Source organism: Streptococcus sp. SI1 (genome assembly GCF_030439945.1).
In the GTDB taxonomy this organism is placed as follows: domain Bacteria; phylum Bacillota; class Bacilli; order Lactobacillales; family Streptococcaceae; genus Streptococcus; species Streptococcus intermedius.
On the sequence record NZ_JAQFJE010000001.1, the window covers coordinates 178,289 to 200,292 of the forward strand.

20 protein-coding genes, 1 tRNA gene and 1 other RNA gene are annotated in these 22,004 nt (G+C 38.0%); 20 read left to right on the forward strand and 2 right to left on the reverse strand.

What is annotated here, in order from left to right; genetic code table 11:
- Positions 1 to 64: 64 nt before the first annotated feature.
- Entirely contained in the window at positions 65 to 1,066 is a 1,002-nt protein-coding gene (locus tag PCY10_RS00920) for a YdcF family protein (RefSeq protein WP_021002542.1), read from the reverse strand.
- Positions 1,067 to 1,202: 136 nt separating this feature from the next.
- On the opposite strand from PCY10_RS00920, the gene ssrA reads away from it, so the two are divergent.
- From ssrA to PCY10_RS00960, 9 genes are all read left to right on the forward strand, one after another.
- Positions 1,203 to 1,552: a transfer-messenger RNA gene (gene ssrA / locus PCY10_RS00925) on the forward strand.
- Positions 1,553 to 1,560: 8 nt separating this feature from the next.
- Positions 1,561 to 1,648, forward strand: a tRNA-Ser gene (locus PCY10_RS00930).
- 144 nt (positions 1,649 to 1,792) lie between these two features.
- Positions 1,793 to 2,173, forward strand: a complete 381-nt coding sequence (locus PCY10_RS00935) for a CidA/LrgA family protein (RefSeq protein WP_041787389.1) — start codon at positions 1,793 to 1,795, stop codon at positions 2,171 to 2,173.
- Positions 2,166 to 2,861, forward strand: coding sequence for an LrgB family protein (locus tag PCY10_RS00940; RefSeq protein WP_021002543.1), 696 nt, complete (start codon positions 2,166 to 2,168; stop codon positions 2,859 to 2,861). The genes PCY10_RS00935 and PCY10_RS00940 overlap by 8 nt, the downstream gene beginning before the upstream one ends.
- Before the next feature lie 123 nt (positions 2,862 to 2,984).
- A complete protein-coding gene (locus PCY10_RS00945; RefSeq protein ID WP_003072179.1) occupies positions 2,985 to 3,497 on the forward strand; it encodes an adenine phosphoribosyltransferase in 513 nt (170 codons plus the stop codon).
- A gap of 143 nt (positions 3,498 to 3,640) precedes the next feature.
- Positions 3,641 to 3,916 carry a homoserine O-succinyltransferase gene (locus tag PCY10_RS09650; protein ID WP_239493858.1) on the forward strand — a complete coding sequence of 92 codons (276 nt, stop codon included), beginning with the start codon at positions 3,641 to 3,643 and terminating at the stop codon, positions 3,914 to 3,916.
- A 253-nt stretch (positions 3,917 to 4,169) separates the two neighbouring features.
- Positions 4,170 to 4,412: a homoserine O-succinyltransferase gene (locus PCY10_RS09655; RefSeq protein WP_239493857.1), complete on the forward strand. Its 243-nt coding sequence runs from the start codon at positions 4,170 to 4,172 to the stop codon at positions 4,410 to 4,412.
- An 88-nt stretch (positions 4,413 to 4,500) separates the two neighbouring features.
- Positions 4,501 to 5,175, forward strand: coding sequence for a DnaD domain-containing protein (locus PCY10_RS00955; protein WP_003072181.1), 675 nt, complete (start codon positions 4,501 to 4,503; stop codon positions 5,173 to 5,175).
- Between the two features lie 507 nt (positions 5,176 to 5,682).
- Complete coding sequence (locus PCY10_RS00960; RefSeq protein ID WP_021002544.1) at positions 5,683 to 7,374, forward strand: phospho-sugar mutase; 1,692 nt, start codon at positions 5,683 to 5,685, stop codon at positions 7,372 to 7,374.
- Between the two features lie 59 nt (positions 7,375 to 7,433).
- Here PCY10_RS00960 and PCY10_RS00965 read toward each other — a convergent pair whose 3' ends face one another.
- Positions 7,434 to 8,402: an NAD(P)/FAD-dependent oxidoreductase gene (locus PCY10_RS00965; RefSeq protein ID WP_021002545.1), complete on the reverse strand. Its 969-nt coding sequence runs from the start codon at positions 8,400 to 8,402 to the stop codon at positions 7,434 to 7,436.
- Positions 8,403 to 8,533: 131 nt separating this feature from the next.
- Between PCY10_RS00965 and PCY10_RS00970 the strand changes: the two genes are divergently transcribed.
- The 11 genes from PCY10_RS00970 to PCY10_RS01020 all read left to right on the forward strand — a co-directional run bounded on the left by PCY10_RS00970 (position 8,534) and on the right by PCY10_RS01020 (position 21,938).
- A complete protein-coding gene (locus PCY10_RS00970) occupies positions 8,534 to 11,077 on the forward strand; it encodes a M1 family metallopeptidase (protein ID WP_021002546.1) in 2,544 nt (847 codons plus the stop codon).
- A 156-nt stretch (positions 11,078 to 11,233) separates the two neighbouring features.
- Positions 11,234 to 11,977, forward strand: coding sequence for a DeoR/GlpR family DNA-binding transcription regulator (locus PCY10_RS00975; protein ID WP_301558775.1), 744 nt, complete (start codon positions 11,234 to 11,236; stop codon positions 11,975 to 11,977).
- Positions 11,974 to 12,885: a 1-phosphofructokinase gene (gene pfkB / locus PCY10_RS00980; protein WP_021002547.1), complete on the forward strand. Its 912-nt coding sequence runs from the start codon at positions 11,974 to 11,976 to the stop codon at positions 12,883 to 12,885. The genes PCY10_RS00975 and pfkB overlap by 4 nt, the downstream gene beginning before the upstream one ends.
- Positions 12,882 to 14,831, forward strand: a complete 1,950-nt coding sequence (locus PCY10_RS00985; protein ID WP_021002548.1) for a fructose-specific PTS transporter subunit EIIC — start codon at positions 12,882 to 12,884, stop codon at positions 14,829 to 14,831. The genes pfkB and PCY10_RS00985 overlap by 4 nt, the downstream gene beginning before the upstream one ends.
- A gap of 160 nt (positions 14,832 to 14,991) precedes the next feature.
- Positions 14,992 to 15,366: a DUF1149 family protein gene (locus PCY10_RS00990; protein WP_003072200.1), complete on the forward strand. Its 375-nt coding sequence runs from the start codon at positions 14,992 to 14,994 to the stop codon at positions 15,364 to 15,366.
- A gap of 3 nt (positions 15,367 to 15,369) precedes the next feature.
- Entirely contained in the window at positions 15,370 to 16,218 is an 849-nt protein-coding gene (locus PCY10_RS00995; RefSeq protein ID WP_021002549.1) for a DegV family protein, read from the forward strand.
- Positions 16,219 to 16,228: 10 nt separating this feature from the next.
- Entirely contained in the window at positions 16,229 to 16,996 is a 768-nt protein-coding gene (dapB, locus tag PCY10_RS01000) for a 4-hydroxy-tetrahydrodipicolinate reductase (RefSeq protein ID WP_021002550.1), read from the forward strand.
- Positions 16,993 to 18,192 (forward strand): CCA tRNA nucleotidyltransferase, encoded by a 1,200-nt coding sequence (locus PCY10_RS01005; protein WP_301558744.1) that lies wholly within the window; start codon positions 16,993 to 16,995, stop codon positions 18,190 to 18,192. The genes dapB and PCY10_RS01005 overlap by 4 nt, the downstream gene beginning before the upstream one ends.
- Positions 18,189 to 20,054, forward strand: coding sequence for an ABC-F family ATP-binding cassette domain-containing protein (locus tag PCY10_RS01010; protein ID WP_301558745.1), 1,866 nt, complete (start codon positions 18,189 to 18,191; stop codon positions 20,052 to 20,054). The genes PCY10_RS01005 and PCY10_RS01010 overlap by 4 nt, the downstream gene beginning before the upstream one ends.
- Positions 20,055 to 20,359: 305 nt before the next feature.
- Positions 20,360 to 21,406 (forward strand): phenylalanine--tRNA ligase subunit alpha, encoded by a 1,047-nt coding sequence (pheS, locus tag PCY10_RS01015; protein WP_003072209.1) that lies wholly within the window; start codon positions 20,360 to 20,362, stop codon positions 21,404 to 21,406.
- Between the two features lie 4 nt (positions 21,407 to 21,410).
- Positions 21,411 to 21,938 carry a GNAT family N-acetyltransferase gene (locus PCY10_RS01020; RefSeq protein ID WP_041787392.1) on the forward strand — a complete coding sequence of 176 codons (528 nt, stop codon included), beginning with the start codon at positions 21,411 to 21,413 and terminating at the stop codon, positions 21,936 to 21,938.
- The last annotated feature ends 66 nt before the right edge of the window (positions 21,939 to 22,004 follow it).

Genomic DNA, 22,004 nt, shown 5'->3' on the forward strand with positions numbered 1-22,004 from the left:
GTTGATAGTTTTTAATCAGGGCTTGTGAATGGTTCCATTAAGGTAGATAGCTGCAAAGATTGCGTTATCGAAAGAGATTAATCAACCAAATAATGAAATAAAACCCAAGAAAAATAGCGTGCCATTTCCAATAGAGCACAATCAATCCGATTGTTTCGCGAATCCAAGCTGATGGGAGAAAATAAAGAGCAGTCCTAGATCCGATGCTTCGCCCTTTTAAGCCAAGTTTTCGCATGTAAATACCAGCTCGCAAAGAGTGGAAAGAATTGGTGATGACCAAGCAATAGTAATTTTCCTTACTTTTTTCGTCTAAAATAGTTTTGCTAAACTGCAAATTTTCTAAGGTATTGGTTGACTGTCGTTCAATTATAATATCTTCTTGCGGAATACCTACTTGTCTTAAATATTGTGCCATTGCTTCTGCTTCGGCTATTAGTTCATCGACACCTTGTCCTCCAGAAACGACAATTTTGGGATGGTTATGAAATTTTTCATACATCGTCTTCCCCTTTTCGAGTCGTTGAGCGAGAAGAGGCGGTATTCGGTCACCAATCAATCCTGATCCTAAGATGATAAGATAGTCCGGACGTTTTATGACGGGGAATATATTATAAACAAAACCGTAAAGGATATAGGACGCATAAAGATAGCTACCATAAATTAGAAGTCCATTTGTAAGAGATAGAATCTTATGAAGAAAGATAAAATGAGGGAAGAAAAAAGTAAGCACTAGGGAAAGAGCAATGGTGATACCATAAAAGAGGGAGAGGAGATTAGCTATATGCTTACCTTCATAGATCATCATCTGCCGGCCATTAAAAATGAGATAACTAGATGAAGCTATGACACTCAATGGAATGAAAAAGGCTAGGATGAGTAAAATAAGCATTGTTAGATTTCTATTGGCAAGTTGCTCAATATGGACTACAAAAAGACCAGAAATAATTAGAGCGAATAAAATAAGGATGATACTAAGGAAATATGCATGGAAAAGTCGCCTTGGTTCTATATAGAATAAAATGAAAAAAAGCAGAGCAGGAAGAAACCAAACAAGATGCAATACCATATCTAGATAACAATCCTTTCAAACAAATTCCATTTTAGTATAGCATAAAAGTTCTTATAAAAAGTAGATTTCAAAAACAATGGACTTTAAAAATTGAAATTTTTAGTAAAAGTGTGGTATAATATTTTCATGTCTTGGGGTCGTTACGGATTCGACAGGCATTATGAGGCACATTTTGCGACTCATCAAGCGGATGTAAAGCGCCAGTTAAATATAACTGCAAAAAATAATAATTCTTACGCTCTAGCTGCCTAAAAAACAGCCAGCGTGACCAGATTCGGATCGCTCGTGTTCGATGACAGGTCTTAATAATAGCGAGATACGATTAAGTCTTGTCTAGAGACTTGATAAGAGATTAATAGACTCGCTTGACTTTGGCTTGAGTTATGTGTCAAAGTGAAGTTAAATCCAATACATAACCTATGGTTGTAGACAAATGTGTTGGCAGGTGTTTGGACGTGGGTTCGATTCCCACCGGCTCCATTTATAAACTTGGAAGATTACTCAAGAGGTTTAAGAGGCTGTGTTGGAAACGCAGTAGGCGTGTAAAAGCGTGCGTGGGTTCGAATCCCATGTCTTCCGTTTTGGGACAAAACGCTCATTGGTGGCGTTTTTTTACTAGAAGATAAAATGAGTGAGAAACGGGTTCACTCATTTATTTTTTGAAAAATATTGAAATTTTTCTGAAAAGTAGTAGACTGTTACTAGAAAGTTTGGAGGTTTCTCGTGAAATTATACGTACAGTTGATGATTATCTTTTCGATTTCTTTAATAGGAGAAGGGATTTCCTATCTTTTTCATTTGCCAATTCCAGGAAGCATTATTGGGCTCATCCTTCTTTTTTTAGCTTTGCAATTTAAAATGATCCGATTACGACATGTAAGTATGGTGGGCAATTTTTTATTAGCTAATATGACGATTCTTTTTTTGCCACCGGCTGTCGGAATTATGGATAAATTTTCTGTGATTGCGCCTTACTTGCTGCCAATTATTTTAATGATTATTGGAGCGATTGTAATTAATGTGATTGTCATTGCTCTAGTCGTTCATTTTATCAAAAATCACTTTGAAGGAGATTATGGAGAAGGAGAAACAAGAAATGTCTAATTTGTGGGGCAATCCTTTATTTGGTTTAGCTTTATCAATTTTTGCTTATCTGGTAGGAATGTTGATTTTTCGTAGATTTCCGCACCCTTTGACGACCCCTTTATTATTAGCCACCATATTTGTCATTGTATTTTTAAAATTGACAGGTATCTCTTACAAACATTACTACGTTGGTGGGGCTTATTTGAATAATCTTATTATACCGTCAACAGTTGCACTAGGAATTCCTTTGTATAAAACATTTCATCTCATGAAACATCACGCCAGAAGTATCTTGATTGGTATTTTTGTAGCAGTTGTGGTCAATACGAGTTTCACTGCTTTAGTCGCTAAGGCTTTTGGAATGGATTTTTTCTTAGCCATTTCATTATTTCCAAAATCAGTAACAACAGCAATGGCAGTCGGAATCACGGATAAAATGCAAGGGATAACAACGGTAACTTTAGTGGTTGTAGTAGCAACGGGAATTTTGACAAGTGTGATAGGTCCGACCGTTTTAAGGATATTAAAAATCAAAGATCCTGTTGCAGTGGGATTAGCTCTTGGAGGAACGGGACATGCTGTTGGGACAGGAACAGCCTTTAAATACGGACAGGTTGCAGGTGCCATGGCTGGTCTAGCCATTGGAGTGACAGGAATTATGTATGTTATTGTCAGCCCAATTGTTGCAAGTATTATTTTAAAGTAGTAATAAATCTAATTGTTATTTTTGCTAGGAGAAAAAATCATGTGCTCAGCATGTTTTCTGTCCCATTTCCTAAAAAACATGGTATAATAGAGAGTAAAAACTTTTTTTGATAGAAAGACAGTTATGGATTTAAAAGATTATATTGCAACCATTGAAAATTATCCACAAGAAGGAATTTTATTTCGTGATATTAGCCCATTGATGGCAGATGGAAATGCGTACAGCTATGCCATTCGAGAAATTGTTCAATATGCTACAGACAAGAAAATTGACATGATTGTTGGCCCAGAAGCGCGTGGTTTTATTGTTGGATGTCCAGTAGCTTATGAGCTTGGTGTTGGTTTTGCTCCAGTACGTAAGCCTGGGAAATTACCCCGTGAGGTTATCTCAGCTAGTTATGAAAAAGAGTATGGAATAGACACTTTAACAATGCATGCAGACTCCATCAAACCTGGACAACGTGTACTGATTGTTGACGACCTCCTTGCAACAGGCGGAACGGTTAAAGCAACCATCGAAATGGTAGAACGTCTAGGTGGTATCGTTGCAGGTTGTGCTTTCCTTATTGAACTAGATGAATTGAAGGGGCGCGAAGCTATCGGTGACTATGACTATAAAGTGCTCATGCACTATTAAGATATAATTGAAAGCTATGTCTCTTTTCACTATAATAAAATAAGAAAATAAAAGGAGATATTTTCAAGCCTATTAAGATTGATTAGAAATTACCAGCTGTTGACATTTTAAGATCGGAAAATATCTTTTGTCATAGATGGAGAGTGTGCAGAACACCAAGATATTCGTTCTTTGAATATCTTGATTTTAAACGTAATATTACAAAAGATAGTGATGGAAACATAGTTGTTGCGGCATTTAGCAAATACGCCTTGCAACTTCGTATTGGGTTCCTTTTCATGACATCTCATGTCTTTAAAACAATGCATGCAGACTATCTGGAGACTTTTTATAAGACCTTTGGTGAGATGAAAGATTACTATTTTGCTGGTTTGATTATCGCTGGAGCCCAGTCGAACAGTTATCTTTTAAAGCAATAGATTATTGGGAAGAGTTTCAGCAAGGCATTGATTGATCCAAATCACATGTGTATGCTACTTTGCATGGTTGTTAGGGAGCGCAAGCAGCTCTTTATGTTTGGTATGGTATTTCTAAACATTAGTTGAATCGTAAATTGTCCAGCATCTACAGGCAATCCATACCAGAAAAGTCAAATCTATTATTTTCTAGTTTTGATGATGAATATAGGGCGTTTCATTCGCGTTATACAGAAGTTTGCAAAGAAAATATAATTTGGAAATTTTATTTTGTGGAAAAAAGACTAGTGCCTCTGTTATAGCAAGTCGTGATTTTCATGAGGTATATAGTTTTGCTCATTTAGAATATGACCAGGAAACCTTAGCAAGAGAATATTTTTGGGATCTAGATGCAGGGTTAAATCCATATATTCCAGAAAATTATTTCAAAAATGATGATATTGCTTCAGTTCCATGTTTGTGTTGGAATCTAGCTGCGGCACTTTTTTCAATAATTTGATTCATTATGCTGTTTACCAAGAAACGCCATTTGACTGAGAAAGTGCAGCTAATGACGCTTTCTTCTTTGCTTATTTATAAGAGGTGTTATGACTTATTTATCAGCGTATAAGACAGGCAATTTAGTATTGCCAAATGATCTTCTTTTTCATTTTCATAAGATATTTGATAATAGTGATGATTTTTTAGTTTGGCAATTTTTCTATTTGCAAAACACAACATCAATAGAAGAGATTTCACCTAATCAGATTGCGGAAAGTATTGGGAAATCCGTTGCAGAAGTCAATCGTTCCATGTCAAATTTGACGGAAAAAGGATTGTTGCAGTACAAAACGATTGTACTCAATGGTGAAATTGAGGCGGTTTTTGATGCGTTACCAGCACTTGAACGGTTGGATGAAATTGTAGGGAGTCACTCAACTACTGTGCAGACTGTTCCTCAAAATGTTTTAAAAGACTTGGTTGAGACTTTCCAGCAGGAACTAGGTCGTCTTTTGACGCCATTCGAAATAGAAGATTTAACAAAAACGATTCAAGATGATAAAACTAATCCTGAACTTGTTATTGCTGCTCTTCGGGAGGCTGTTTTTAATGGTAAAGCAAATTGGAAGTATATCCAAGCCATCTTACGAAATTGGCGTCGTGAAGGCATTACAACAGTAAGCCAAGTCGAAGCGAAGCGAGAGGAACGTGAAACGACTAATCCGCAAAATATCACTGTTTCAGATGATTTTTTGAATGCTATGGATTTGTGGCGCGATTAAATGTTGGAGTTTATTGAAACACCGTTTGAATATTGAAGAAGAATGATGTCGTCATTATCTAGATACCTGTTGAGTGGTAAATTTAGAAATAATAATGAGTATAGCAACTTTATTTTTCAAAGTGGCTATGGGGTAAGTGATGGCAAAAGAGTAAAAATTCAGGCTTTATCATAGCAGTAGTGGGTTGGCTACCGCTATGATAGAGCTCATTTTTGTGCTCATTTACCCCAGACTGAGTTTTTAATCAATGATTGGACGAGTGGCAGGTAGGCAGTGTCAGTTGGGAAAGTAAAGAAAAAAATGTCAACTACTCAATACTGAGCTATTTATATAGGAGAACCTCTCTAACTCTTCTTCTGAAAAATAATTAAAAATCTTTTGAATTTCTCTGTATCAAACAAAAAAATGCAAGCGTTTTAGATAAAAATTAGAAAAAGGATTGATAAAAACGAAAAGGTAGTATAGAATGGAATTAGTGAGAAATAATATAATAAAAGGAGTCGTTATATGAACTATAAAGAAGTTTATGAACAATGGCTAAACAATGATTTTTTCGATGAAGAAACAAAAGCTGATTTGTTATCTATTAAGGATGATGAAGCTGAAATTGAAGATCGATTTTATAAGGGACTTGAATTTGGGACAGCTGGTCTTCGTGGGAAATTGGGTGCTGGTACAAACCGCATGAATAAATATATGGTAGGAAAAGCAGCACAAGCATTGGCTGAAACACTAAAAGATCATGGCGAAGAGGCTGTTAAAAAAGGTGTTGCAATCAGCTATGATGTTAGATACAAATCAAAAGAATTTGCTGAACTAACCTGCTCTATTATGGCTGCACACGGAATCAAAACATATATTTACAATGGAATTCATCCTACGCCAATGTGCTCATATGCGATTAGAAAATTGCACTGTAAGGCTGGTGTGATGGTGACAGCTAGTCATAATCCGCAAGAATACAATGGCTATAAAGCATATTGGGAAGAAGGGTCACAAATTTTAGATGACATTGCAGGCCAAATTGCAGGTCACATGGATGAAATTGTCAACTTTGAAGACATCAAATCTATTCCTTTTGAAGAAGCTTTGGAAAGTGGGCTTGCAAATTATATTGATGCATCTGTTGAAGAAGATTACTACAAAGAAGTTCTTAACTTGACCATCAATGAAGATGTTGATAAATCTATCAAAGTTGGCTATACGCCTTTGAATGGTACAGGAAACATTCCGGTTAGAGAAATTTTAAAAAGAAGAGGTTTTGAAAATATCTATGTTGTGAGGGAACAAGAATTTCCTGATCCAGATTTTACAACAGTTGGTTATCCCAATCCAGAATTTCCAAAAGCATTTGCTTATTCTGAAAAACTTGGAAAAGAAAATGATTGTGATATTTTGATTGCTAATGACCCAGACTGCGATCGTGTTGCGCTGGAAGTAAGAAATGCAAACGGTGATTATGTCTTTTTAAACGGAAATAAGATTGGTGCTTTGCTTTCTTATTATATTTTCTCACAACGTTCTGCTCTCAATAATTTACCTGAAAATCCTGTCATGGTGAAATCTATTGTTACAGGTGATTTATCTAGAGCGATTGCGAAGAAATATGGTATTGAAACAGTAGAAACCCTGACTGGATTTAAAAATATTTGTGGCAAAGCCAACGAATATGATCGCACTAAAGAAAAAACGTATGTTTTCGGTTACGAAGAAAGTATCGGTTTCTGTTATGGAACATTTGTTAGAGATAAAGATGCTGTCAGTGCTTCTATGATGATCGTGGAGATGGCTGCTTACTTTAAGAAACAGGGTAAGACTCTGTTAGATGTTTTAAATGATATCTATGCAGAATTTGGTTTCTATAATGAAAGACAAGTTTCTCTTGAGTTAGAAGGTGTAGAAGGTCAAGAGAGAATCGCTCGAATGATGGAAGAATTTAGAGAACATCCTTTGACAACAGTTGGAGCAATGGAACTTGAAAAAGTGATTGACTTTAAAGATGGCTACCTTGATTTTCCAAAACAAAACTGTTTGAAATATTACTTTAAAGATGGTTCATGGTATGCACTCAGACCGTCAGGGACCGAACCTAAAATCAAACTATACATCTATTCAATTGGTAAAGACGAAAAGGAAAGTGTTGAAAAACTCGATCTCATCGAAAAGGCTTGCCGAGAAAAAATGGATAGCGTGAAATAAGTGCAGCACATATAAAAACTTGAAGTTCTCTTTTGAAGAACTTCAAGTTTTTTTGCGTTTTAAAGACTAGTCGAATGTTTTGGTTGTACTTTTTGTTCTGGATAGATATAGTTCATAGCATTGTTGATGGCTGTAGGAGCTTCCCCAAGACCAGTTGCAATCAAATCAATTTTACCATCATAGCTGCAACAATCTCCAGCAGCATAGATCCCTACAACAGAAGTTTCTTGTTTGCTGTTCACAATAATCTTATGACGATTAAGCTCCAATCCCCAGTTTTTTAAGTTCCCAACAGATGATTTAAAGCCATAATTGACAAACAGTTGATCCAGCGGAAGAAGCTCCTTTTCATCACTCTTTACTTTAGTGATTTCAAGATGAGTAAGTTTATTTCCTTCGCCGATAAGCTTATTTGGTACAAATGGTGTTTTGATTGTTACATTTGAAGCTTTTAATTGATTCACACTATGTTCTAAAGCTCGGAAGGTGTCTCGACGATGGATAATCTGTGTCGGAGCGATTTTATCAAAAGCAAGTGCCCAATCCACTGCAGAATCACCACCTCCTAGAACCACAATGTTTTGTCCAGCGTATTGATTGATATTGGAAACGTGATAATGAATGTTTTCAAATTGTTCTACATTGTCCAAATCAAGTGAGCGAGGTTTAAAAGCTCCACCTCCCATGGCAATTAAAATTGCTCTTGAAATGTGTTTTCCTTTACTTGTCGTCAAGGAAAACAATCCATCATTTTTTTCAATATCTAATACTGTCTCATCAAGGTGAATGCTTGTTTCAAACGCTTTCAATTGCTCAATTAAACGTTCAGTCAGTTCTTCACCAGTTAAATCAGTAAAACCAGGAACATCCAGAATTTTCTTTTCAGGATAGAGAATGGCTGGCTGTCCACCGAGCTGAGGAAGTGAATCAATCACATTCACCTTTGCTTGACGCATGTGTGCATAAAAAGCAGCAAAAAGTCCCACGGGACCTCCACCAATGATTGTAATATCAAAAATTTCAGACATGATTTCTCCTTAAAATGATAACGTATTTCTATTTTATCACAAAATGTGGGAAAACTATAGAGAATACGTGTTAGCAGGCATGAATTATGATACAATAGTTACAGATTATATTATTTATTAAGGAGAAATACATGCAAGCAGTTGCACATTTTATTGAAACATTTGTTCCAAATCACTATACGATTTTTTTAGATTTGAATCGGGAGCAAAAAACATTTACAGGTAAGGTAACTATTAGCGGAGAAGCAAAAGGTGAAACAATCTCACTTCATCAGAAAGATTTAGTGATTCAATCTGTCGAAGTAGCTGGTCAAGCGCGCCCGTTCTCTGTAGATAATGAAAATGAAGCAGTTTATATTGAGCTTGGTCATTCAGGAACTGTTGAAGTAACTCTCTCTTATACAGGTAAAATTACAGATAATATGACAGGAATTTATCCTTCTTACTATACTGTTGATGGAGTAAAAAAAGAAGTGCTTTCTACTCAATTTGAAAGTCATTTTGCACGTGAAGCTTTTCCAAGCGTAGATGAGCCAGAAGCAAAAGCAACTTTTGATCTTTCTTTGAAATTCGATCAAGCAGCAGGAGAGATGGCGCTTTCAAATATGCCGGAAATTGATGTAGAAAATCGGAAAGCAACTGGGATCTGGACATTTGCAACAACGCCTCGTATGTCCTCGTACCTCTTAGCGTTTGCAGCCGGCGATTTGCAAGGTGTTACAGCTAAGACAAAGAATGGCACTTTGGTGGGTGTATACTCTACTAAAGCGCATCCTGCTTCAAACTTAGAGTTTGCCCTAGACATTGCAGTTCGCTCTATTGACTTTTATGAAGAATATTATGGGGTGAAGTATCCAATTCCTCAATCCCTACATGTAGCTTTACCAGATTTCTCTGCAGGTGCTATGGAAAATTGGGGCTTGGTCACTTATCGTGAGGTTTATCTCTTAGTAGATGAAAATTCAACTGTTACTAGTCGTCAGCAAGTAGCTCTTGTGATTGCTCACGAATTGGCGCACCAATGGTTTGGTAACTTGGTCACAATGAAATGGTGGGATGATCTTTGGCTCAATGAAAGCTTTGCCAACATGATGGAATATGTCTGTGTGAATGCCATTGAACCAACTTGGAACATCTTTGAGGATTTTCAAACAGGTGGTGTCCCTCTGGCTCTAAAACGGGATGCGACTGACGGTGTTCAATCTGTCCATGTGGAAGTAAAACATCCAGACGAAATCAATACGTTATTTGATCCTGCGATTGTTTATGCTAAAGGAAGTCGTCTCATGCACATGCTTCGTCGTTGGCTAGGAGATGAAGCTTTTGCAAAAGGTTTGAATGCTTATTTTGCCAAACATCAATATGGTAATACAATTGGTCGTGATTTATGGAATGCTCTAGGTGCAGCTTCAGGACGTGACGTAGCAGCCTTTATGGATTCGTGGCTAGAACAATCAGGCTATCCTGTTTTGACAGCGATTGTGGAAAATGACACTCTCAAAATTTCTCAAAAACAATTCTTTATTGGTGAAAAAGAAGAAAAAGGTCGTCTATGGGTTGTACCGTTGAATAGTAATTGGACTGGTATCCCAGATACCCTAGAAACAGAAACGCTTGAAATTCCAAATTATACAGCTCTTGCAGCTCAAAATGAAGGAGCACTTCGTCTTAATACGGAAAATACAGCGCATTACATTACTGATTATCAAGGCGAATTGCTAGACAATATTTTGGCAACTATTACAGACTTAGATAATACAAGTAAGCTACAAGTAGTGCAAGAACGTCGTTTATTGGCTGAAGCTGGTTTTGTTTCATTTGCAGATTTGATTCCAGTGGTTGAAAGATTAACTAATGAAACATCTTATCTTGTGGTATCTGCAGTGAAGTCTGTGCTAACTAGTTTGAAGATTTTTGTGGATGAAGGGACAGAAACAGAGGCAGCCTTTAAGAAGTTACTTATCAAACTGAATCAAGCTAACTTTGACCGACTTGGTTTTGAAGCTAAAGCAGGTGAAACAGATGAAGATGAATTGGTTCGTCAAATTGTTGTAGCGAATATGATTGCGGCTGATGATGAAAAAGCGAGTCAAAAAGCTAGTCAAATTTTTGAAGCTTATCACGATAGTTTGGAAAAACTTCCTGCAGCCACTCGCTTGCAAATTTTGATTAACCAAATCAAACACCATGAGACAAAGGAATTGACTGATAAATATCTATCAACCTACATCACAACGGTTGACGGTAACTTCCAACGTCAATTGGCTTCTGCTCTATCTTATACGAAGAACGAAGCAACTCTAGCGCATCTTTTAGAAGAATGGAAGAATAAAGATGTTGTGAAACCACAGGACTTAGCAATGAGTTGGTATTTTACTTTCTTACAACACGATTTCACACAAGGAACAATATGGACTTGGGCACGTGATAATTGGGAATGGATTAAGTCTGCTCTTGGTGGAGATATGAGTTTTGATAAATTTGTCATTTATCCAGCAAGTGCTTTCAAGACGCATGAACGTTTAGCAGAATACAAAGCTTTCTTTGAACCGCAATTATCAGATCTAGCTATTAGCCGTAATATTAGTATGGGAATCAAAGAAATTGCTGCCCGTATTGATTTGATTGACAAAGAAAAAGCAGCTGTTGAAGCAGCGATCCAAGCTACTGTATAACAACTAAATGAAAAGAAAGGTTGAATGAAAGTTCAGCCTTTTTGTAATGTTCGTTACTGTTTTAGCAAAAGAATGATAGTTTTTGAAAGAAAATGCTTGACTTTGAAAGAAAAAGGTGTATAATAAATTGTAAACGATTGCAGAGAGGGTGATATTATTTTAAAATCAGAGCGCAAACAGGCGATCTTAGAGGAGCTCAATCGTCATCAGGTTGTTTCACTGGACAACTTAGTTCGTTTGTTAAATACTTCTGAATCAACAGTTCGTAGAGATTTAGATGAATTGGAGGGTGAAAGAAAACTGCGCCGGATTCATGGTGGAGCAGAAAGCATTCACTTTCTCCAAGAGGAAGAAAGCAATCAAGAAAAATCTATCAAAAACGTTCAAGATAAATTGCGAATTGCACATAAAGCGGCGGGATTGATCCAAGAACAAGATGTCATTTTTATTGATGCTGGAACGACAAATGAATTGTTAATCAATGAGCTCTCAAGTACGCATATGACAGTTGTGACCAATTCTATCCACCATGCGACAAAATTAGTTGAGAAAAAGATTCCAACAGTTATTATCGGAGGGGTGGTTAAAAGCTCAACGGATGCTAGTATTGGGGGTGTTGCTTTGAATCAAATTGGTCAGTTGAATTTCAACAAAGCCTTTATTGGTATGAATGGAATTGATGAAAATTTCTATACAACACCTGATATGGAAGAAGGAGCAGTCAAACGAGCGATTCTTGAAAACGCCAAGCAGACCTACATCTTAGCTGATGCTTCAAAAATCGGTCATTCCTCTTTCGTGAAAGTCGCCCCTATCAAACGTGCTAGCATTATTACGAGTGCATGTGCCAATGAGCAATTGGAAAAGATAAAAGAAAAAACGGAGGTTATTGAAGTATGATTTATACTGTTACGCTTAACCCTTCTATTGACTATATTGTCCGTTTGGATAAGGTCAATGTTGGAAGCGTGAATCGTATGGAGAGCGATGATAAATTTGCTGGTGGCAAAGGTATCAATGTCAGTCGTGTGCTCAAACGTTTGGGAATTGATAACACAGCGACTGGCTTTATCGGTGGTTTTACTGGAAAATTTATTACTGATACCTTGGAAAATGAAGCGATTGCGACTGATTTTGTTCAAGTGTTAGAGGATACGCGCATCAATGTGAAAATTAAAGCAGATGCTGAAACAGAAATCAATGGAACGGGTCCGACCGTCTTACCAGAGCAATTAGCAGAATTGAAAGAGATCCTTTCAGGACTGTCAGAGCAAGATACAGTGGTGTTTGCAGGATCAAGCAACAAAAATCTGGGGAATATCGTCTATAAAGAGTTGATTCGTTTAACGAGACAAACCGGTGCACAGGTTGTTTGTGACTTTGAAGGACAAACCCTTATTGATTCACTGGAATTTCAGCCATTGTTGGTTAAGCCGAATAACCATGAACTTGGTGATATTTTTGGAGTGAAGCTGGAAAAGCTGGATGAGATTGAAAAATATGCTCGTGAAATTCTAGCTAAGGGTGCGCAACATGTCATTATTTCTATGGCGGGTGATGGAGCGCTTTTGGTAACAAAGGACGGAGCTTATTTTGCAAAACCAATCAAGGGAATTGTAAAAAACTCTGTCGGAGCTGGTGACTCCATGGTTGCAGGTTTTACTGGCGAATTTGTTCGTTCAGGAAATGCTGTTGAAGCTTTTAAGTGGGGAGTAGCTTGCGGAACTGCAACAACCTTCTCTGATGATTTGGCGACAGCCAATTTCATTAATAAAACGTATGAAAAAGTAGAGGTAGAAAAAATATGAAAATTCAGGACTTACTGAGAAAAGATGTAATGTTGCTTGATTTACAAGCGACTGGAAAAACAGCTGCTATTGATGAAATGGTTCATTGTTTAGTTGACCGTGGTTATGTGACAGATTTTGAAACATTCAAAGAAGGAATCTTGGCACGTGAAGCGTTAACGTCAACAGGCTTAGGGGACGGAATTGCCATGCCACACAGCAAAAATGCCGCAGTAAAAGAAGCAACAGTTCTCTTTGCAAAATCAAACAAAGGTGTAGATTATGAAAGTTTAGACGGGCAACCGACAGGTTTATTCTTCATGATTGCTGCACCAGAAGGAGCGAATGATACTCACTTGGCTGCACTTGCAGAATTGTCCCAATACCTGATGAAAGATGGATTTGCAGATAAACTTCGTCAAGTGACTTCACCAGACGAAGTGATTGCGTTATTTGACCAAGCGTCTGATAAAGCAGCAGAGTCTGCAACGGTAGAAACGGCAAGCAAAGATGGTGATTTTCTTGTTGCAGTTACAGCATGTACAACAGGTATTGCACATACTTATATGGCTCAAGAGGCACTTCAAAAGGTAGCCGCCGAAATGGGAGTTGGTATCAAAGTCGAAACCAATGGTGCCAGTGGTATCGGAAACAAGCTGACAGCAGAAGATATTCAAAAAGCAAAAGCAGTTATTATTGCAGCCGATAAAGCTGTAGAAATGGATCGATTTGATGGGAAACCATTGATTAATCGTCCGGTTGCTGATGGTATTCGTAAAACAGAAGAGTTGATTAACTTGGCCCTATCAGGGAAAGCAGAAGTATATCATGCAGCTAATAAAGAGGAGGCCTCTTCTACAACGAATGCAGCAGGCGGTTTCTACAAACACTTAATGAGTGGTGTTAGCCAAATGCTTCCATTTGTTATTGGTGGTGGTATTATGATTGCTATTGCCTTCTTGATTGACCAAGCGATGGGAGTTCCAAAAGATCAATTGGCAAATCTTGGAACTTACCATGAACTTGCAGCTATGTTTAAGAATATTGGTGGTTTGGCTTTTGGCTTTATGCTTCCTGTTCTTGCTGGTTATATCGCTTATTCTATTGCTGAAAAGCCAGGCTTGGCACCAGGGTTTGTAGCAGGTAGTATGGCTGCGGCAGGTCTTGCTTTTGGAAAAATTCCATTTGCAGCAGGCGGGAAAGCAACCCTTGCTCTTGCTGGCGTCCCTTCAGGTTTCCTTGGAGCACTAGTAGGTGGTTTCCTTGCAGGTTACGTTGTAAACTTCCTCAAGAAAGCTTTGAGCGGTCTTCCAAAATCACTAGAGGGTATCAAGTCTATTTTGCTTTATCCGCTTTTAGGAATCTTGCTGACTGGTTTCTTGATGCTATTGGTGAATATTCCAATGGCAGCTATCAATACTGGTTTGAATAGTTTCCTAGAAGGCTTATCTGGTAGTTCAGCTGTCCTTCTTGGACTCGTTGTAGGTGGTATGATGGCTATTGATATGGGTGGTCCTTTCAATAAGGCAGCATATATCTTTGGTACAGGAACTCTTGCAGCAACTGTTTCAACAGGTGGTTCAGTTGTGATGGCAGCAGTTATGGCTGGTGGTATGGTTCCTCCTCTTGCAGTTTTTGTTGCTACTCTTCTTTTCAAAGATAAATTCACCGAGGAAGAACGTAATTCAGGGTTGACAAATATTGTCATGGGGTTATCGTTTATAACAGAGGGTGCTATTCCCTTTGGTGCTGCTGACCCTGCCCGTGCTATTCCAAGCTTTATGGTTGGCTCTGCCCTAGCAGGTGCTCTTGTCGGCATGGCTGGTATTAAATTAATAGCACCACACGGAGGAATCTTCGTTATTGCACTTACTTCAAATGCTCTTCTCTATATCATCTTTATCTTGATTGGTGCAATTGTAAGTGGTGTATTATTCGGAGCACTTCGCAAACCATTGAATAAATAATGATGAGTTTCATCATTCTAGGAGTTGGAGAAAAATTCTCTGACTCTTTTTTAATCCTAAAAGAAACATTGGAAGAAGATGATTTTCATATTGATTAAAATAGTCAGGTGTTTGAAAATATGATATAATTTTACTAACCCATATTTTGAGGAGAAACGAAATGGAATTACAACGTGAAAAAGAGTTTGTCAGTCAATATCATTATGACGCACGTAATCTAGAATGGGAAAAAGAAAATGGAACCCCAGAAACAAAAGTAGATGTCAATTTTCAATTGTTAAATCAAAATCACGAAGAACAAGTGACTTCTATCGTTGTAATTGTGAGTTTTATGGTTGTCTTTGATGCTTTTGTAATTAGTGGAACCATCTCGCAGATCAATCATATTATAGGGCGAATTATAAACGAACCAAGTGAATTTGAGCAGGACGAAGTAGAACAATTGGCCCGCCCAAGTTTATCCATATTAAATCGTTTGACCTATGAAGTAACAGAAATTGCTTTAGATTTACCAGGTATCAATTTGGAGTTTTAATGCATGAAATTAGCCGTAATTACCGATTCATCAGCATATTTGGATAGTAAAGTAGCAGAAAATGAGCATTTATTTGTCTTAGATATTCCTGTTAGGATTGACGGGGTTGAGTATATCGAAGGAAAGAATCTTTCTGCTAGCGAATTTTATCAAAAAATGGCAGCTTCGAATGAATTGCCAAAGACGAGCCAACCGAGTATTGCCAGTTTAGTAAATCTCCTTTCCTTAATAGAAGGGCAAGGTTATACGCATGTCATTGGCCTGTTTTTATCAAGTGGGATTTCGGGTTTTTATCAAAATATCCAGTATTTAAAAGATGAATTTCCAAGCTTAGAAATTGCTTTTCCAGATTCAAAAATTACAAGTGTACCGCTTGGGATGATGGTGGAACATATTTTAAATTGGGCTCAGCAGGAATTCTCATTTGAGCAAATTTTAAGCAATCTTGACGTTCAAATCAAGGGAATTGGCGCTTTTATTATGGTGGATGACTTAAATCACTTGGTGAAGGGGGGCCGTTTGTCCAATGGCGCTGCTATTCTTGGAAACTTGCTCAGTATCAAACCCATTCTTTATTTTGATGACGAGGGAGTTATTGAAGTTTATGAGAAAATTCGTACCGAGAAAAAAGCTACGAAACGGCTGATTGAGATTATCAAAGAACAAACAGTACAAGGAAATTATCAGGTGATGATTATTCATGGAAATGCACTAGAAAAAGCAGAACATTTGCATCAATTATTGTTAGAAGATGGTGTTTCCGGAGAGATTCCTATTGCGACATTTGGTAGTGTGATTGGAACTCACTTGGGGTCTGGAAGTATTGCTTTGGCTTACATTCCGATTGTTTAAGGAGAATTCCATGAGTATAAAAGTCATTATTGCTGGTTTCAAAGGAAAAATGGGACAAGCGGCTTATAAAATGGTGACAGAAGATGACACACTAGAGGTCGTCGGTCTTCTAGATCCACTCACTTCGCAAAAAGAAGTGGCTGGTGTTCCTGTTTTTAATCAGAAGGAAGATTTGATTGGCTTGGAAGCAGATGTATGGGTTGATTTCACAACTCCTAAAGTGGCGTATGAGCATACTCGTTTTGCATTAGAACATGGCTTTGCTCCTGTGGTCGGAACGACTGGATTCACATCTGATGAAATTGAAGAGTTGATTGAACTGTCACGGAAAAGAGAACTAGGAGGCTTGATAGCGCCTAATTTTGCTGTGGGGGCGGTTCTCTTAATGCAATTTGCAGCTCAAGCAGCAAAATACTTTCCAAATGTGGAAATTATTGAATTACACCATGATCAGAAAAAGGATGCGCCGAGCGGTACTGCAATTAAAACAGCTGAACTGATCAGCAAAGTTTGTCCACAAAAACCTCAGGGGGCAATGGATGAAAAAGAAGTATTGCCAGGAGCGCGTGGTGCAGAATTGGATGGCATGCGCATTCATTCAGTTCGCCTACCAGGTTTGGTAGCTCATCAAGAAATTATCTTTGGTGGTCAAGGTGAGGGACTGACACTTCGCCATGATTCATATGATCGTCAATCTTTTATGACGGGGGTGAATTTAGGTATTAAGGAAGTGGTCAATAAAAAAGAACTTGTCTACGGATTGGAATATTTGTTATGAGATTAGAGAATATGCCTTCTGAATTTCAGGAGGCTTTACCAGTATTAAAGAAAATTAAAAATGCCGGTTTTGATGCGTATTTTGTTGGTGGATCAGTCCGCGATGCTTTATTAGAACGACCTATTCATGATGTGGATATAGCGAGTTCTAGTTATCCAGAAGAAACCAAACATATTTTTGAACGAACGATTGATGTCGGTATTGAACATGGGACAGTTTTGGTATTAGAAGATAATCATGAGTACGAAGTGACGACTTTTCGGACAGAGGATCTCTATGTGGACTATCGCAGACCTAGCCATGTCACTTTTGTTCGTTCTCTAAAAGAAGATTTAAAGCGGCGCGATTTTACAATCAATGCGTTAGCTTTGGATGAAGCTGGGAATGTGATTGATTTATTTGAAGGATTAGATGATCTGAAACATCAGATTTTACGTGCTGTAGGAATACCTTCAGAACGATTTAATGAAGACGCCTTGCGTATCATGCGAGGCTTTCGTTTTCAGGCATCCTTAGGCTTTACGTTAGATGCAGACACATTTAATGCCATGAAAGGCTGTGTTCCACTATTGGAAAAAATTTCTGTAGAGCGAACTTTCATTGAATTTGACAAATTACTGACATCATTTTATTGGCGTAAGGGATTGAAAAGTCTGATTGCCAGTGGAGCAATGGACTATTTGCCTGATATGCGCAATCATCAATCGCAATTGGAGACCTTATTTAATTTTCAAGTAGATTTTCAATTTACGAGTTCAGAGCAAGCTTGGGCTGCTCTTTTAATGGCTCTTCAAATAAAAAATATCAAAAGATTCCTCAAGCATTGGAAGACCTCAAATGCATTTCAAAAGCGCGTAGAGCAAATTGTTATGATTTTTAATCTTCGTCAAACGCATTTTTTGGATAAAGAAGAATGTTACCGCTTTGAATTGGACTTGATAATACAAGCTGAGGAAATCAGACAAGCACAGGGCTTAGCGATTGATTTTGAAAGAATTTATTCTACTTATGATTCTTTAACAATTCATGATAAACATGAGATTGTCGTCAATGGTGGCCTGTTAATCAAAGAGTTTAGTTTTAAGCCTGGACCTGCTTTAGGCCAACTCTTGACTGAGATTGAGATGGCTATTGTGAATGGCGTTTTGGATAATCGTCTTGAGGATATTTTAGCTTTTGTAGAGGAGAGAAAATGAATGACTTTATTGTTGAAAAGTTAACTAAGACAGTAGGGGATAAGACAGTTTTTAAAAATATTTCTTTTATTATTCATGACTTGGATCGTATTGGATTGATTGGGGTTAATGGTACTGGGAAAACGACTCTTTTAAACGTTCTGTCCGGGAAATCTGGTTTTGATGGAGATATTAACCCTTTTTCTGCTCATTCAGACTATAAAATCGGTTACTTAACACAAGACCCGCACTTTGATGATGATAGGACAGTACTTGATACGGTTTTGTCTAGTACTCTGCGAGAAATTCAGCTTATTCGTGAATATGAGCTACTACTATCTAACTATGATGAAAATAATCAGTCTCGTTTAGAGAAAGTAATGGCTCAAATGGATGCTCTCCAAGCTTGGGAAATTGAAAGTCAAGTCAAGACTGTTTTATCTAAGTTGGGGTTGGACGAGTTATCTGCTAAGGTTGGCGATTTGTCAGGAGGTTTGCGACGTCGCGTTCAATTGGCGCAAGTCTTGTTAGGAGATGATGACTTATTACTCCTTGATGAACCAACCAACCATTTGGATATTGATAGTATTGAATGGTTGACGAATTTTTTGAAGAATTCCAAAAAGACAGTTCTTTTTATTACCCATGATCGTTATTTTTTAGATTCTGTTTCAACTCGAATTTTTGAGTTAGACAGTGGTAGTTTAGTTGAATATCAAGGAAATTATCAGGATTATGTCCGTTTGAAGGCAGAACAAGACGAGCGTGATGCTGCTCTTTTACATAAAAAGCAGCAACTGTATAAGCAAGAGTTGTCATGGATGCGCCGTCAGCCACAGGCCAGAGCAACCAAGCAGCAAGCACGAATCAATCGTTTCCATGACCTTAAGAAAGATTTAGCGGGTCAGGCAACTGACAGTAGTTTGGAAATGAATTTCGAAACCAGTCGTATTGGTAAGAAAGTGATTGAATTTAAAGATGTTGACTTTGCTTATGGTGACAAGAAAATTCTTTCTCATTTTAACTTATTGATTCAAAATAAAGATCGGCTTGGAATTGTGGGTGATAACGGTGTTGGAAAATCGACCTTGCTCAATTTGATTGCTAGAAAATTAGTACCTCAGTCTGGTGAACTTGTCATTGGCGAGACAGTTCGTGTGGCTTATTTTTCACAGCAAATTGAAGGATTAGATGGATCTAAACGCGTTATCAATTTCTTGCAAGAAGTGGCTGAGGAGGTTAAAATAGGCAATGGAACAACATCAATTGCGGAACTATTGGAGCAATTCCTCTTCCCGCGCTCTACTCATGGTACTTTGATTGAAAAGCTTTCTGGTGGAGAGAAAAAGCGTCTTTATCTACTGAAACTTCTCTTGGAAAAGCCGAATGTCTTGCTTCTTGATGAGCCAACCAATGATTTGGACATTGCAACTCTGACGGTATTGGAGAATTTTCTGCAAGGTTTTGCTGGACCAGTCATTACAGTCAGCCACGATCGCTATTTCCTTGATAAAGTAGCAGATAAGATTTTAGCTTTTGAAGTGGGAACTATCAGAGAGTACTTCGGGAATTACACGGATTATTTAGATGAAAAAGCTTTTCTGGCTGAGAGTTCTGCCATTTCCAAAAAGGCTGGAAAGGAAAAGACAGTGAAGGTGCGTGAGGAGAAGAAGCGCATGAGCTATTTTGAAAAGCAGGAGTGGGAGACCATTGAGGGGGATATTGAGGTACTGGAAGAGCGGATTTCTGAGATTGAATCCACTATGCAGGAGAATGGAGCCGACTTTGTCCGCCTATCTGAACTTCAGAAAGAATTGGATGAGCAGAACGAAAAATTACTGGAAAAATATGAGCGCTATGAATACTTGAGTACATTAGTATAGAGTTAACAACTACATATATGTATTACGAGCATCTTTACATTTTTAAACAAGGTCTATTTACAAATCCTATAAAATTTGGTATAATACCAATTAATTAAATAAGAATCCGCAAGACTAGTAGCTTAGGGGAAGTTTGACAGGGAGAAGAACCAGAGACTGAGAGTTCTTTAGATGAAAACTAGGTAAATTCACTTGCAAAGGGATTTAGAATTAAGGTCTGGAAAACCAGATGAAAACGGATGGTACCGCGTGTCAACGCTCCGCTTATGGAGTCTGACAAGCGGTTTTTTATATTTGGAGGAATTATGTCAACCATTGAAGAACAATTAAATAAGCTTAGAGAAGAAACTCTGGCGTCGCTGAAAAAAATTTCAACTGAAAATGAAAAAGAAATGCAGAATCTGCGTGTTTCTGTCCTTGGGAAGAAAGGCTCTTTAACAGAAATTTTAAAAGGTATGAAAGATGTCTCTGCTGATATGCGTCCGATTATCGGGAAACATGTCAATGAAGCACGAGATGTGTTGACTGCTGCTTTTGAAGAATCTGCAAAATTATTGGAAGAACAAAAAGTTGCCAATCAGTTGGCTAGGGAGTCAATAGATGTAACGCTTCCGGGGCGGAAAATTCTTGCTGGGAATCGTCATGTTCTTAGCCAGACAAGTGAAGAAATTGAAGATATTTTTATTGGGATGGGTTATCAAGTTGTAGATGGTTTTGAAGTCGAAACAGACTATTACAACTTTGAGCGGATGAATTTACCAAAAGATCACCCAGCGCGTGATATGCAGGATACTTTCTATATTACAGAAGAAATTTTACTGCGGACTCACACTAGTCCGGTTCAAGCTCGAGCGATGGATGCACATGATTTTTCTAAAGGACCTTTGAAAATGATTTCGCCAGGGCGTGTGTTCCGACGGGATACGGATGATGCAACGCATTCTCATCAATTTCATCAAATTGAAGGTTTAGTTGTCGGAAAAAATATTTCTATGGCAGACCTTCAAGGGACATTGGAGCTCATTGTGCAAAAGATGTTTGGGGAAGACCGTAGCATTCGTTTGCGTCCGTCTTATTTTCCATTTACAGAGCCGTCTGTTGAAGTGGATGTTTCCTGCTTCAAATGCGGTGGTCAAGGGTGCAATGTTTGCAAAAAGACTGGCTGGATTGAAATTATGGGAGCCGGGATGGTGCACCCTCGTGTTCTTGAAATGAGTGGCATTGATCCGGATGTTTATTCTGGTTTTGCCTTTGGCCTTGGGCAAGAACGTGTGGCTATGTTGCGCTACGGAATCAATGACATTCGCGGATTTTATCAAGGAGATGTTCGGTTCTCAGAACAATTTAAATAAATGTATGTTAATAAAAGTAAAAGAAGAACAGGCTGAAGTTCTAAGAGCACTAGAAGTGCAGACTTATCTAGAAACTTTTGGCTCTTACATCAAGGCAGAAGATATGCAAGATTATTTTGCGCATGAACTCTCACTTGAGCGGATTCAGAAGGATTTGGCACTGGTAGAGTCAGAGACCTATTTTGCGTTAGATGAAACAGAGAAGATTGTTGGTTTTCTCAAATTTAACTGGGGGCAGGAACAGACTGAGCCAGTAGAGGCAGACTATTCAATGAGGAATGCTTTTGAGGTGCATCGTATCTATGTTTTGAAACCGTATCAAGGACAAGGTTTTGGCAAGGAAATGTTTGAATTTGCCCTGCAAGAAGCTAAGAAACGAAAATGTTCATGGGTGTGGCTAGGCGTTTGGGAAAAGAATTTTAAGGCCCAAAACTTTTACTTTAAATATGGTTTTGAGCGTTTTAGTGAGCATAAATATGTGACAGGTGAAACGGTTGACATTGATTGGCTCATACGGAAAAAATTAAAATAATCGAGAAAACGTTGAGTACTGCTTTCGTGTTCTCAATAGCTCTGCGAATTAAAAGAAAGGAAATAA

Bases quoted from the DNA above. Each gene is read 5' to 3' on its own strand.
- PCY10_RS00920 (WP_021002542.1), bottom strand. From the start codon at position 1,066: ATGGTATTGCATCTTGTTTGGTTTCTTCCTGCTCTGCTTTTTTTCATT.
- PCY10_RS00940 (WP_021002543.1), top strand. From the start codon at position 2,166: ATGTCTAATTTGTGGGGCAATCCTTTATTTGGTTTAGCTTTATCAATT.
- PCY10_RS00945 (WP_003072179.1), top strand. From the start codon at position 2,985: ATGGATTTAAAAGATTATATTGCAACCATTGAAAATTATCCACAAGAA.
- PCY10_RS00955 (WP_003072181.1), top strand. From the start codon at position 4,501: ATGACTTATTTATCAGCGTATAAGACAGGCAATTTAGTATTGCCAAAT.
- PCY10_RS00960 (WP_021002544.1), top strand. From the start codon at position 5,683: ATGAACTATAAAGAAGTTTATGAACAATGGCTAAACAATGATTTTTTC.
- PCY10_RS00965 (WP_021002545.1), bottom strand. From the start codon at position 8,402: ATGTCTGAAATTTTTGATATTACAATCATTGGTGGAGGTCCCGTGGGA.
- PCY10_RS00970 (WP_021002546.1), top strand. From the start codon at position 8,534: ATGCAAGCAGTTGCACATTTTATTGAAACATTTGTTCCAAATCACTAT.
- pfkB (WP_021002547.1), top strand. From the start codon at position 11,974: ATGATTTATACTGTTACGCTTAACCCTTCTATTGACTATATTGTCCGT.
- PCY10_RS00985 (WP_021002548.1), top strand. From the start codon at position 12,882: ATGAAAATTCAGGACTTACTGAGAAAAGATGTAATGTTGCTTGATTTA.
- PCY10_RS00990 (WP_003072200.1), top strand. From the start codon at position 14,992: ATGGAATTACAACGTGAAAAAGAGTTTGTCAGTCAATATCATTATGAC.
- PCY10_RS00995 (WP_021002549.1), top strand. From the start codon at position 15,370: ATGAAATTAGCCGTAATTACCGATTCATCAGCATATTTGGATAGTAAA.
- dapB (WP_021002550.1), top strand. From the start codon at position 16,229: ATGAGTATAAAAGTCATTATTGCTGGTTTCAAAGGAAAAATGGGACAA.
- PCY10_RS01005 (WP_301558744.1), top strand. From the start codon at position 16,993: ATGAGATTAGAGAATATGCCTTCTGAATTTCAGGAGGCTTTACCAGTA.
- PCY10_RS01010 (WP_301558745.1), top strand. From the start codon at position 18,189: ATGAATGACTTTATTGTTGAAAAGTTAACTAAGACAGTAGGGGATAAG.
- pheS (WP_003072209.1), top strand. From the start codon at position 20,360: ATGTCAACCATTGAAGAACAATTAAATAAGCTTAGAGAAGAAACTCTG.
- PCY10_RS01020 (WP_041787392.1), top strand. From the start codon at position 21,411: ATGTTAATAAAAGTAAAAGAAGAACAGGCTGAAGTTCTAAGAGCACTA.